Genomic DNA, 12,341 nt, shown 5'->3' on the forward strand with positions numbered 1-12,341 from the left:
TCACGATATCTTACAATAGAACTCTACAGTTTGCCCAATGCATCCTCCACGAGGTCGTCCCCGGCAATCAGGTCAAACGCCATTCGATATGTCTTCTCTTCCTGCAGGGATGCTGCGATAACACGAGCTACATCCTCACGCGGTATACTTCCTGGTTTCAAGTCTGTTCCTACGGCGATTTTGCCTGTTCCTGGTTCATTTTTCAAGCCACCAGGACGAATAATCGTATAATTCAGCTCGCTCGCAAACAGCGCGCGATCGGCATAATGCTTCGCCACATAATATGGTTTAATGGCATCCGACCATTTCTCCCGCTGATCTGCACCAAAAGCACTGACCAGAATGTATCTGGAAATGCCCTGCTGCAGCGCGGCTTCCATTGTTTTTACAGCCCCGTCGAGATCAATAAGGAGTGTCTTGTCTGCACCTGTAGAACCACCGGACCCTGCCGTGAAGACGACGGCATCATGATCCTTCATCACTTCAGCCAGATCATTCACACTGCCCTCCAGATCACCCATGACTACATTTGCACCCAGCTGTTTCAACGCATCTGCCTGTTCCGGTTTGCGAATCATTGCCGTTACCTGATGCTTGCCTTCCTGGGCGAGCTGTTCCACAAGCATCTTGCCGATCTGTCCGTTTGCTCCAATAACCAATACATTCATATGTCATGCTCCTCTCGGTTAAACGGGTAACCCCGTGTAGCTTTATCCTTCTCTGGACTTGTCTTTAATTTAAACGAAAGCCGGCGCTTCTAAGCGCCGGCCGCTGTGATCCCATCCGTTTAGCGCATGTCAGCGCATAAAAAATGCTTCATATACATCTTAATATACCATACACCCTGTACTGTCTATACCTGGCCCAGCTCATCCAGTTCTGCAGCCTTTTTACCTCACTTGCTCCTTAGTCCTTAGCGTTTAACCTTGGCTGAAGCAGCGCAAAAAGGGTGCCCCAAGGGGCACCCTTTTATGGATGGCTACTAAATTAGTAAGCCAGTGCGAACAATCCGTGGATGTGAGACAGGTAACGGATGTTACTTGCTTCTTTCATCATGGTTGCTGGCAGACCTTTCAGACGAGTCTGGTTGCCACCGATCATGCCGACAGCATCCTTACGACCCAGACTTCCCAGTGTACCGGAGAATACTGGTGTGAAGGATTCCATTGCGCCACCTTTGAACATTACGCTCAGGTTGTGACCAATGGTTTCACCCATTTGCCAAGCCAGTTGTGCAGTTGGAGGATAAGGGCGAGCGCCTTCGCTAGGGAAGACCACTGCGCTGTCACCAGCAACGAACACATCTTTGTGGGATGTGGATTGCAGAACTTCCGTAACTTTAGCACGGCCGCGATCCACTTCAATTCCACTGTTAGCAACAACTGCATTACCTTGTACGCCACCTGTCCATACGAGTGTGTTCGTAGGGATGGAGCTGCCGTCTTTCAGCAATACTTCGTTTTCTTTCATCTCTGTGATCGCTACGCCAACGATGAAGTTAACGCCACGTTTCTCGAGACTGGATTTTGCACGGTCAACCAATTCTGGCGGGAATCCTGCAAGAATGGATGGACCTGCTTCAACGGTATACAGGGAGATATCGTTGAAATCGATACCTTTTTCTTGGCATACGCCTGGCAGCAGGTCAGCGAATTCGCCGACAAGCTCGATACCAGTCAAACCGCCGCCACCAATAACAAACGTTGCGTCTGCTTTGTTGCCGGATTGTTTGTAAGCATCCAGACGTGCTTCAACATGTGCACGAATGCGGTTAGCATCGCTAACGGATTTCAGCGTGAAGCTGTACTCCTGCAATCCCGGAATTCCGAAGAATGCCGTTTCGCTACCCAGGGCAACGACGAGTGCATCATAAGAGTAAGTAGAGCCGCTGGTCATCAGAACTTTTTTCTCGTCCGGCTTGATTGTATCCACCGTATCGATTTTCAAGTTCACGTTTTTACCACGCAGCAATTTTTCAAGCGGAAGAGCAACTGCCTTTTCAGCAATGCTTCCTGCTGCAAGACGGTGCAGTTCCGTAATAATTTGGTGCGTAGGGTAACGGTTCACGACTGTAATTGTCGCTTCTTCCGGTGTCAGGTATTGACGCGCAGTCAGCGCAGTCAAAAGACCACCGTAACCTCCGCCCAAGATCAAAATTTGCTTCGACATATCCATCCTCCGTTCTTCTAATCTTAACGTTGCTGTTGTTGACGCTCGTTCAGAATGCTCAGGAATGATTGAGCAAAACGCAGCGTTTGTTGTACGTTTGGATCTTTAAGCATTTTGAGCATAGCGAACAGACCAACCGAAGTTTGCTCTGCTTGCGCACGATCACTTGCTTCGATTGCAGCGGAAGCCACACCTTTGGCTTTGTCTACAACTGGTTTAGCGAATTCACCCATAGCGCTCATTGTGTCGCTGATCAGAACTTTGTCTGTAGCTACGCTTTGTGCAAAGTCATAAGCTTTGGTCATGGCAGTAACCATTTCAGCCAGTTTAGGCAGGTTTTCAACCAGAACGGTCAGAGACTCCTGTACCTCAGGCTTCATCAGTTGATCGAGCACGTCCAAGGACTGGCGCTCGGAAACGTTGGCACCTTCTGTAACTGGCACCTCTTGTTGAGTAGGCGATTGTGACATAAGAGAAAGTCCTCCTTTACTTTGGGATAGAAGTCCGCGACTTTCATGATGCCTGTCAAGCAGAGCCGAACCACGAATACAAGGGATACATTGAAATGTACCAAATTTCACACAATAGAAAGAGCGAAGCCCATGGGCCGCTCTCGGATCATGTATTGTATTGGGTCTATTGCGGACAACATGTGTTGACGCAAAACGACAAGCAGGCCGAAACCGAACTCTATACCCTTATATTACACCTCTTACACATGAACATGAAAAAGAAATTTTTTACACTTGTGAAGATATTGTGAACATTGTAACAAATCCGATTTTTTTGTCAAGCTTCGCGGTCGGAATGTAACCGCTTATCGTTCTGCTCCAGATCTGCATTCCTACCACATGTGGTATTAAGACAAGATCACATACGTCCATATGTGCGAAAAAGTACATATAGAGGATTTTTTCAGTCTTATTTTTAGGAAGTGTTTTCCAAAATCATGAATTCCATGCAACGAATTTGGTCACTATCGTTATTATGCAGCTTGTCATGCTGGCTTATTCCCTATTCGCTCAATTCTTCCCGATGAGAATCTTGACCTTATTTCAGGCCCTTACGACAGCTTCTTCTGACAGACAACGTTTAAAATTACAGGAACCCGGTTAATAAGGACTACACCAGAAATGAAGGAGATGTTCGATATGAGTAATTCAACTAGCGATAAAATCAAAGCAGGCGTGAATAAAGCCAAAGGCGAAGTGAAGGATCAGATCGGTAACGCAACAAACAACAGATCCCTTCAGGCTGAGGGTAAAAAGGACAAGGCGAAAGGCGCGGTTCAAGATAAAATTGCCGATGTAAAAGATCGCCACTAGGATCAGGTCTCATATGCTTCGCACGATGAAGTCGTGCACTATATACGTGATGATGTCGGCCCGTAGACATGCAGCATGAACATGTCTGTATCTACGGGGCAGAAAAAAGCCAAGGAAGGTGTTATTCCAATCACCCTTCCCTGGCTTTTTTTGATTGTAATACGTTGTATCAAATCGCTGGGGCCACATATCTAGCCATATCCACGATAAACTCATGACTTCCTCTCGATGTTTGATACTGTCTGCTGAATTGTCGCACCCAATCCGGATGCTCCTGATACCAACGGTAGGTCTTTTCCAGACCCTGTTCCAAGGTAAACTGCGGTTTCCATCCCAGTTCTTCTCTTAACTTGCCCGAATAAACGACCAAACTGGAGCCTCTGGACTGGGTCGGTTCCTGATCCCGAATCTCGACATCTCCTGTGGAGCGCTGCAGTGATTGCAGCAGCTCACCGATCTCCTGCATCGTTGTGCCTTGTCCTGTCGAGATGTTATACGTATGCCGATCTTGTCCATGCAGCATAATCTGTTCAATGGCTTTTAGTGCATCATCGATATACAGAAAATCGCGTACAGCCGATCCTTGAATATCCAGCCGCAAGCCATCCATCATCCGGCCGAAATTACGGGGAATAATTCGGTCTGGCAGCTGCCATGGACCGTAGAGGTTGGTTAAGCGGAAGATTTTGACGGGGAGGTTGTAGCATTGGGCATAGGAATGAGCAAGCGTCTCACAGGCTACTTTGGATGCCGAATAGGGTGACACTGGAGCATATACGTCTGATTCGGAATACACTCTGCCAAACTCGCCTCCATAGACCTCTACCGAGGAGGCCAGCACAACCGGAATACGATGATTGGCTGCATATTGCAAAATGGCCTGCGTGCTTAGTGTGTTGTTACGAAACACTTCTCCTGGGTGATGGTAGGAATAATCCACATGCGGCATAGCTGCCAGGTGAATAATATAATCGGTTTCCTGGGGTAAGCTGAAGCGGTCTGAAGCGAGGTCACAACAAGTGAAGGTCATCTCATGCAGCGGGGAGCTGTGAACAAGTCTCTGACAATAGTCATCCCGGTCGATCAGGGTAATACGGTGGCCTTTTTGCGCCAAATAATGAGAAAGATTGAATCCCACAAATCCGGAAGCCCCTGTAATGACAATGTTCACCAAACCATTCCTCCTTGGATTTTACTCAGGCAGGCTCTTGAGGCGAGCGTATGTATTGAGTATAACCTTAAATTGATACGTTTTGTATCATTTTCCATTCATTTTTTATTTTTCTTTCCGCAGAACAGACAGCTAATGAGGGTAATAAACAGTGAGGTGATGATCATGAATGAATCCAGAGATAATATAGAGACCTTTTACTTCAAAGACGATGGCGTGATTCCCAACAACCCAAACTTGCCAGTATTGCTGTATAAGGGCGTATGGGCAAAAGACCCTTCCCGAGCAGAGTCGCTGCTCAACAGCAATCACTGGGGAAACAGCTGGATTAATGGTGTGTTTGACTATCATCATTTCCATAGCAATGCCCATGAAGCACTAGCCGTGGTTAGCGGTTTCGTTCAGCTGATTCTGGGCGGGGAACGGGGACAAAGAGTTTATCTGCAAACGGGAGATATTGTTGTACTTCCTGCAGGGACAGGACATAAGCGTCTGGAAGCCAGCTCTGATTTTCGTATAGCAGGTGCTTACCCTGGCGGCACGAGCTACAATACCCGTACAGGTGATCCGGCAGAACGTCCTGAAGTGCTTCAGGAGATTCAGGGTGTGCCCATCCCTGATACAGATCCTGTCTACGGGAACGAGGGACCATTGTTGGAATTATGGAATAAAGGTAAATAAGAGGGTGCCTGCATATGAGTGAAACAAACAGAAAACAGACTGTTAACGAGAAAATCAGTTCCTCGATAACAGTCTGTTTAGCTTATGCGCGTAAGCAAATGCCTTAGAACCGTATATGCATGCGGCTGATCAGGAAGAAATGGTGTTCCCTGAAGAGGGATTGGATTCGTTCCGTTTCTCCTCGGACGATGAACGGGTGAAGTGTCTCTCCAGCTTCCGACTGGCCCACAAGGATACAGCGATAAACAGCAATACACCGATCCACCTAACAGGATGTTCGAGGAATTGTGCCACATTGGAGCCAATGTAGGTCACGCAGAATATCATAATGGCCTTACCAAATCCTACGGCGAGCAGGAAAGACATAAGTCTCATTCGGGCAATACCTGCCGCCACATTAATGATGACAAACGGACCGACCGGAAAAATGCTCAGCAAAAATACATAACTGAAGGCATTCCGCCGAATCCACACCATGCTCCGCTGAACACGCGGTTTGCTGGACCACCGTTCCACGAAGGCCGATTTTCCAATCTCCCGGACCAGCAAGAAGGTCAGGGTACACCCCAGCACCATCCCGATCCACGAGTACAAAAATCCCGCCCATAGTCCGTACACCGCCCCATTAACCCCCACGATCAGCAGGGTCGGCAGCGGTGGCACGAAGGACTTCATAAAGGTGAGCAGTATGCCCGGAAGCGGCCCCAGGGAACGAAACTGCTCCAGCCAGTAACGAATATTCTCTTCCGTAATATAGGACATGATGTCCAGAGGTACCGGGGTCATGTGCATCCTTCCAATCTATTCAGTCTCCATCCGTTTACACCGCAATTCCTGTGCTCGAATGATCTGGGTAAGGTTCATCTTCTTCTCACAGTATAACGTACGAATCCACATCAAACCGTTGTTAATTTGAAGAAATATTCACAGATGAGACCAACATAACAAAAAGCACACCCTGACCTGTACAACAAGTCTTGGTGTGCTTTTCTATATTGGTATTCCTCCTCCTAACAGGAGAAGAAATAAACATATCTATTCCAGCTGCGCTTCCTGCATCTGCAGTTCGTTCAGTTCCTCCTGATGAGCGGCATTCCATTCGGGTATGCCGGACCGCATGAACTCGTCTGCATCCATTGCCGCTTTGGACTGGTTGCACAGATTGCAGGCACATACACAGTTTAGCGGAGTGGTATGGCCGCCTTTGGCCCGAGGCAGAAGATGATCGATCGTATCACCATATGATCCACAGAAGTAGCAGGTATACTGATCCCGGGTCATGATGTACCGTTTGAAATCCTTGTTGCTGAATAATCGGCGAATCGTGTACCGATTGACAACAACTGCTGCTTTTTCCTTGACCAGCGTGACCGCAAGCTCCATGTCAATCTCCTGATGCCAGCGGCGACCCTTATCCGTCTTGCCACGCATGCGGACCATGCCCTGCCTGTTCGTACGCAGCGACGACGGATCTTCCGGATCAATGGCTGCCGGAACCGCCGGAGTCTGACGGCGCGGCCGGCCATCTGCGCCCGCACTTCGACTGCGGGCAAGATGGGAATGGGGACGGTGTCCGGAAGTTGTTGCCCGGGCGCCGTCTTCACTCACGGCCTTATGCGCACGTTCTTTGCGCATTGGCCGTGCCCTGCTCCCTTGCGGACCCTGCGGCCGCACGGGAGCCGAATCGGCTGCCCCGGCCGCAGCAGATGCTGCCTGGCCCGGGTCCAGCCCTGGAGCGGCAGGCTGTGCACCTGCCGCCAAAGGCCCGTCGACCGTGGCCGCAGCGCCACGGTCGCTCGCTGGCACCTCGGACTTGACCGCGATGCGGTCCGGTCCAGTGCCAGCGCCGGGCGGCGCCGAGCGTTTGCGGCGCCGCTTGCGCTTGCGCCCCGCTGCGGTCTGCTGACCCGCAGCTGCTGTTCCCGCTGCCGGATCCTGCGGATCTTCCGGCAGCAAAGCCTCGCTGGCCGCCACAGCTGGCTGCGCGGCGGCTTGTTCAGCACGCACATTGAATATCGTGCGTCCACCAAGCTTCGGATCACGATCTGCCTGGCCTGCGGCGCTTGATTCCGTGATCCGTTCAGACTGCTCAAGGCCTGGCTGTGCCTGCTGCCCTTTGGACTTTCGTCTGCGTCTTCTTTTCTTCCGATCACCTGATGACTCCGAGGAAGCGGAAGATAGAGGTTCAGCTTGGCTGTGCTGTTTCTCAGAACCTTCATCCGCTGTCTCTTGAATCACCCGTTGATTGGCTGCAGCACTTGATTCATTTGTAATCTTCTCCGGTCTTTGCATCCGCATGTGCAAGCTCTGTCCCTGCTGCACCAGGTTGTCGCTAACGTCAGCCTGTCCACTGCGCTGACGACAACGACGACAGGCCCCTCGTCTGGCACCGGGCCCCGCCCTCTTTCCGGTTCTGCGCCGAAATTCAGACAACGGACGCTGTTGCCCGCAATACATGCATACCTTGGTCTGCTGCGCTTCATGTTCCGTCATGTCCTGCCGGAAAGGGGCTGAGCCCGTCTCCATGTTGTCACCTCGGTTCCGTATGAATCCGGTTTCTTTCTATTGTATCACATCTGCTCGCGGACACACTCATATCCCTGTGTCTGTGGCGGATAGGCATCTGTGCTGTACTCTGTTGTCTGTCCATTGCATTCATGAAGAATGTGCTCTACATATTCCAATATATCTTGCATCGGTTTCCCGCATTGTTCACATGTTTTCATTTATCTCACCTTGATCCTGTTCTGTAAGTCTCGCATTTATGATTTGTGTTCCGCCTTCTCATTACCCCTGGCAGCTCCAAAAGAAACATTCGTTCCCACATGATGCTCATTGATCGCATGAAAAAAACCGTTCCCCGCTCAACCCTAAGGTCGACCAAGAAACGGCTTATTATTCCTGTAATGGCAATTAAATATTAACGAACATCGAGCTGTCCCGAATTGGATTGAGGGATAACCCGTGGTTTTGGTTTCGGCAGATTACCGAAGATGACCCAGGCAAACGGAATGAACCTTGCAGTCAGCCCCACTACAATCCATGAAGCGAACAGCGCTACGGCAAAGCCTCCGGCATACCATAGGTGAACCAGCCAGGAGACCCCGGTTTGCGGCGGGAATTCCCGATACAACAGCAGGAAAAATGGATGGATCAGATAAATTCCGAAGGACAGCGCACCAAGTCGATTAAGCGGCTTGGCAATCAATGCAGGCCCCTTGCGATACAACAGGTATGCAATCTGAATCAGCACGAGCGCACAAGCAAAGGTATGCAAATTCCAGAAAAACTCATACCACAGTGTATTATACGTGGCAATCTTCATACGAAGCAGGTAATAAATATATACATGTCCGAGTCCGGCAGCAATCCAGACGGCCCACAGCAGAATCCAGGATGCTACGCGGCCTTTGGTCGCATTTTCACGACTGATGACAAACCATTGCTTGATCTTTGGAAAATAGACCCCAATGAACGCTCCCAGCATGAAATAGGAGAAGTACGAGAAGGCCCAGCTTCCTTTGTTCGGCACCTGGAACCCGTATTTGTTACTTACGATAAATGCCCACTGGATCAGCAGGCCAATTGGTACAGACCACTTAACCACCGCAGGATACTTCTTAAGCAGCCACAGAACAAGCGGGAATAACAGATAGAATTGCATGTTGATGAATACAAAGTACAGATGCGTATACGCCTTACCCGTGAACAGTTTGGTAATGAAGCTGATGGCAGATTCACCAAACGGACGGCCTTGATAATGGGTGAAATGCAGAATCACAAAATAAAACAGGGAAAACAGGAAATACGGCAGCAAAATGTAAACGAATCTCTTTTTATAAAAATTGCTGACCAGTTTCTTGTCCAAGGGACGGGAATAATAGTTATAGAACAACACGAAGCTGCTCATGAAAATAAAAGTTGGCGTACCATATTTCATGAAGATATTAATAAAGTTGTACAGCCAGTAGTAGCCCGAACCCGTCATGTCCACCGTCGCATAGGACGTGGAATGCACACACAGCACGCCGATAATCGCCATGGCACGTACCAGGTTCAGCTCCGGTATTCGCTCTCTTTTCAATGTCTCACTCATGTTTAGCGTTTCTCCTTAATGTGTTCGTCAATATGTCAGATATGACTTAGTACGATAAGCTCACTATCTATTAAAAGGCATAATGCTTAAGATGGGTAGTCCATTTTCTTAACAATTCCTAAATTTTCAGTGGATTTCACACACTTTTCATGTCTATAAATGTAAAAAAGACCGCTATAATGCGGTCTTCGAGCGATGCTGACTCAGCAGGATTTATTTCTGGTTCACTGGGATGAAAATGGTAAACTCGGGCTCCGGATCATATGGATCCTGATCCATCGGATATACTTCGTAGTGTGTAAGTGGACCTTGCGACACCGCATGACCCTGTTCTTCAATCCAGGCATAGATGCGATTGTAGGATGCTTCCACACTCTGTCCTTTGACATGGCTGCACTTGGCGTAGTCATGGGCCGGGACATCAACCTTCACCATTCCAGATGGAATGGTTGATGCTCCATCTTTGCCAACCTCGACTGCAACATAATGAACAAATCCTGTATCTGTCGTATGATAGGACAATCCCAGAAGCTCCTGCGGGTGAAGCACATCACTGATCTCCTGCAGACGACGCTTGAACTCCGTTTGCACTTCACGAATGCCCCCTGCCCCTGCTTCAGCGAAGGTTCCCTCCCATTTCAGTCCGATAATGGTCGCCGCCTCCATACGTACCAACATTGAAGAATTGACTTGTTCCATACCCTCTCACCCTTTCATTCATGCTCTCCATATCTTCAAGTTGATCCTGTTGCCGTAAGTCCTGACTCTATTTTATACTAATATAGTGACAAAATCTGTCAGTATATCTATATTTCTATCAGGAGCAGATGGAACATGACCAAAACGCAGCGTTTGATTGAACTTATGATGCGAGTGTATGACAAACCTACGTTTACCGCTGAAGAAATGGCTGCTGAATTCGGGGTTTCTTACCGTACTATGCTTCGGTATTTACATGAGCTTAGTGGAATGGGTGTGCCTCTATATGCAGAACCTGGACGTCAGGGAGGATATACCTTGCTGCAATCAGCCGGTCGAGTAGCGGATATGGCAAAACAACGAATTGCCAAGGCTCATTCATTTGAGCGGATGGTACGGCCGCAGACATATGTGATCGGCCTTGAATTCCAGGCTCCTTTTACAGCTGTATATATGTCACAAGTGATGATTCCTAAGCTGTGGATTGAATTAGAACGCAGACAACATGAAATCCCCCGCCAAACCCGGACGGGGGTGAAGACAGGTGTATCCCTGAGCCGTACACGCCTCTATCACTATATTGCCGGTGTAGAGGTATCCCACTTCCATGAAGTGCCGGAAGGCATGGTTGGTATAATCCTTCCAGCCCGTGAATACGCCGTATATACCCATTTCGGTGCTCCGGATCGGGCAGAGATTGATCAGACGTTTCTCCTGCTCATGGACAAGCTGAGACAGCGGGGCCTTGAGCCCGACATTTCAGGCTATGCCTTGGAGATCCGGCCATCGGAGCCTCCCTCCAGCATCACTATACACATTCCGCTGCACGGTATTAATCCTTCTGACGACTCGCCAGAATTTGTTTATAGACCTCTATAGCCGCCTGTCTGGATGCCTTCAGATCCACAATCGCACCCTCGCGTGGTTGATGGATATCCTTGCTGTGCAGATCCTTCAGATCAGGCAGCCATTTCCGGATATAATCTCCCTGGGGATCATACTTCTCCGACTGTGTTACCGGATTGTTTACCCGGAAATACGGAGCAGCATTCTCACCAAGGGATGCGCACCATAACCAGTTCCCCCGATTCTGAATGTTGTCATAATCCAGCAGCTTGCGTCTGAAGTAGGCCTCACCCAGGGGAAATGGGCACTGCAGGTTTTTGGTCAGGAACATCGCCGTCAGAATACGCAGTCGATTAGGCATGCGCCCCGTCTCATTCAGCTCGGTCATCGCAGCATCAATAATCGGTATTCCCGTCTCTGCCCTGCACCAGCGTTCGAAGTGATAATCACTTAACGGTGACAGATCGTATACCTTTTCATATGTAAAATAGTGACTCTCATATACTGCACGGTACAGATAAAAGTCACGGAAGCACAGCTGTCTAATCCATTCATCCGGCTGTTCAGCCCGGTAAGCGGCATCGTACATCCTGCGGATCGAGATGGCCCCTACCGCCACATAGGAACTCAGATGGCTTGGTTCGTATGCTTCATATTCATCCCGATGCTCCCCATACTCCGCGATACGCTCCTTCAGGAAGGCATCGAGCAGTCCATAAGGCTCTTCAGCCGGCTCGATATCCGTAAGCACTGCAGGAACCCTGAATGAATCAGGAAACTCGATGGACAGCTTACTGATCTTAAGATCAGCGACCGTTATTACCGAAGGAGGATTCGGGAATTCATTCATAAATTCCACCCAGCGCCGGTGGAAAGCAGCGAACACTTTATAGGGCTCCGATTTGCCTGTAAAGTCAGCGAACCGCGGAAGATCGATCAGCAGATGATCCGTCAGCTGTGTGAACTTGGCCTGGTATTGGTCTACAACCTTGCGTATGCTGCGGTCCCTTTCGATCGCGTAAGGGGTCATATCCCGGTGAACGACCACTTCATCGATAATGTCTTCCGTGTGTCCCAATATGTAATCCACAACTTCTGCTGGCTTGCCATGTGCCACATGCAGCAGCTTGCCAGCCTCCCGGTACTGTCTCGCAAGCCCGGCTGCATGCCTCAGAAAGTTGATGCCGCTGTGTTCCTTATCGCGTCCCTGACGAAGCAAAAAGGGGTCGTAGATAAAAAGGTGCACACTCTCATCTTCCTGGTTCTGCAAATAATCAAAAGCCTGAAGATCCTCTGTACGCAAATCCTTGCGATGTATAAATAATTTCACTAGAATCCTCCCGCCCGGCCTGTG

The 12,341-nt window shown here is 49.2% G+C and carries 11 protein-coding genes and 1 pseudogene; 3 read left to right on the top strand and 9 right to left on the bottom strand.

Annotation, left to right across the window (positions count from 1 at the left end; genetic code table 11):
• Positions 1-23 precede the first annotated feature (23 nt).
• The 3 genes from F4V51_RS27710 to F4V51_RS27720 form a co-directional block, all read right to left on the bottom strand.
• On the bottom strand, positions 24-668 hold the full coding sequence (locus tag F4V51_RS27710; RefSeq protein ID WP_153980357.1) for an SDR family oxidoreductase: 645 nt from the start codon (positions 666-668) through the stop codon (positions 24-26).
• A 319-nt stretch (positions 669-987) separates the two neighbouring features.
• Entirely contained in the window at positions 988-2,169 is a 1,182-nt protein-coding gene (locus F4V51_RS27715; protein ID WP_095290835.1) for an NAD(P)/FAD-dependent oxidoreductase, read from the bottom strand.
• Positions 2,170-2,192: 23 nt separating this feature from the next.
• Positions 2,193-2,639: a DUF1641 domain-containing protein gene (locus tag F4V51_RS27720; RefSeq protein ID WP_095290826.1), complete on the bottom strand. Its 447-nt coding sequence runs from the start codon at positions 2,637-2,639 to the stop codon at positions 2,193-2,195.
• 681 nt (positions 2,640-3,320) lie between these two features.
• Here F4V51_RS27720 and F4V51_RS27725 point away from each other — a divergent pair.
• Positions 3,321-3,494: a CsbD family protein gene (locus F4V51_RS27725; protein WP_082704104.1), complete on the top strand. Its 174-nt coding sequence runs from the start codon at positions 3,321-3,323 to the stop codon at positions 3,492-3,494.
• Between the two features lie 169 nt (positions 3,495-3,663).
• On the opposite strand, the gene F4V51_RS27730 is transcribed toward F4V51_RS27725, so the two are convergent.
• On the bottom strand, positions 3,664-4,665 hold the full coding sequence (locus F4V51_RS27730; protein ID WP_201281174.1) for an NAD-dependent epimerase/dehydratase family protein: 1,002 nt from the start codon (positions 4,663-4,665) through the stop codon (positions 3,664-3,666).
• A gap of 165 nt (positions 4,666-4,830) precedes the next feature.
• Here F4V51_RS27730 and F4V51_RS27735 point away from each other — a divergent pair, with 165 nt between their 5' ends.
• Positions 4,831-5,346: a cupin domain-containing protein gene (locus F4V51_RS27735; RefSeq protein ID WP_153980358.1), complete on the top strand. Its 516-nt coding sequence runs from the start codon at positions 4,831-4,833 to the stop codon at positions 5,344-5,346.
• 129 nt (positions 5,347-5,475) lie between these two features.
• Here the strand turns inward: F4V51_RS27735 and F4V51_RS27740 are convergent, their stop codons facing one another.
• From F4V51_RS27740 to F4V51_RS27755, 4 genes and pseudogenes are all read right to left on the bottom strand, one after another.
• A complete protein-coding gene (locus F4V51_RS27740) occupies positions 5,476-6,132 on the bottom strand; it encodes a TVP38/TMEM64 family protein (RefSeq protein WP_153980359.1) in 657 nt (218 codons plus the stop codon).
• Positions 6,133-6,381: 249 nt separating this feature from the next.
• Positions 6,382-6,819: pseudogene (locus F4V51_RS27745) on the bottom strand (HNH endonuclease); the annotation flags it as partial.
• Between the two features lie 1,447 nt (positions 6,820-8,266).
• Positions 8,267-9,442, bottom strand: a complete 1,176-nt coding sequence (locus F4V51_RS27750) for an acyltransferase (RefSeq protein ID WP_110758396.1) — start codon at positions 9,440-9,442, stop codon at positions 8,267-8,269.
• 213 nt (positions 9,443-9,655) lie between these two features.
• Positions 9,656-10,141, bottom strand: a complete 486-nt coding sequence (locus F4V51_RS27755) for a GyrI-like domain-containing protein (protein ID WP_110758395.1) — start codon at positions 10,139-10,141, stop codon at positions 9,656-9,658.
• A gap of 135 nt (positions 10,142-10,276) precedes the next feature.
• Here F4V51_RS27755 and F4V51_RS27760 point away from each other — a divergent pair, with 135 nt between their 5' ends.
• Complete coding sequence (locus F4V51_RS27760) at positions 10,277-11,020, top strand: GyrI-like domain-containing protein (protein ID WP_153980360.1); 744 nt, start codon at positions 10,277-10,279, stop codon at positions 11,018-11,020.
• Here the strand turns inward: F4V51_RS27760 and F4V51_RS27765 are convergent.
• On the bottom strand, positions 10,974-12,317 hold the full coding sequence (locus tag F4V51_RS27765; protein ID WP_153980361.1) for a cryptochrome/photolyase family protein: 1,344 nt from the start codon (positions 12,315-12,317) through the stop codon (positions 10,974-10,976). The two genes, F4V51_RS27760 and F4V51_RS27765, sit on opposite strands and share 47 nt — an antisense overlap.
• Between the last annotated feature and the right edge of the window lie 24 nt (positions 12,318-12,341).

This window comes from Paenibacillus xylanilyticus, assembly GCF_009664365.1.
Taxonomy (GTDB): domain Bacteria; phylum Bacillota; class Bacilli; order Paenibacillales; family Paenibacillaceae; genus Paenibacillus; species Paenibacillus xylanilyticus_A.

What these genes read in the sequence shown, in the direction of transcription:
- F4V51_RS27735 (WP_153980358.1), top strand. Translation starts at nt 4,831, where the DNA reads ATGAATGAATCCAGAGATAATATAGAGACCTTTTACTTCAAAGACGAT.
- F4V51_RS27710 (WP_153980357.1), bottom strand. Translation starts at nt 668, where the DNA reads ATGAATGTATTGGTTATTGGAGCAAACGGACAGATCGGCAAGATGCTT.
- F4V51_RS27750 (WP_110758396.1), bottom strand. Translation starts at nt 9,442, where the DNA reads ATGAGTGAGACATTGAAAAGAGAGCGAATACCGGAGCTGAACCTGGTA.
- F4V51_RS27725 (WP_082704104.1), top strand. Translation starts at nt 3,321, where the DNA reads ATGAGTAATTCAACTAGCGATAAAATCAAAGCAGGCGTGAATAAAGCC.
- F4V51_RS27740 (WP_153980359.1), bottom strand. Translation starts at nt 6,132, where the DNA reads ATGACCCCGGTACCTCTGGACATCATGTCCTATATTACGGAAGAGAAT.
- F4V51_RS27755 (WP_110758395.1), bottom strand. Translation starts at nt 10,141, where the DNA reads ATGGAACAAGTCAATTCTTCAATGTTGGTACGTATGGAGGCGGCGACC.
- F4V51_RS27720 (WP_095290826.1), bottom strand. Translation starts at nt 2,639, where the DNA reads ATGTCACAATCGCCTACTCAACAAGAGGTGCCAGTTACAGAAGGTGCC.
- F4V51_RS27760 (WP_153980360.1), top strand. Translation starts at nt 10,277, where the DNA reads ATGACCAAAACGCAGCGTTTGATTGAACTTATGATGCGAGTGTATGAC.
- F4V51_RS27715 (WP_095290835.1), bottom strand. Translation starts at nt 2,169, where the DNA reads ATGTCGAAGCAAATTTTGATCTTGGGCGGAGGTTACGGTGGTCTTTTG.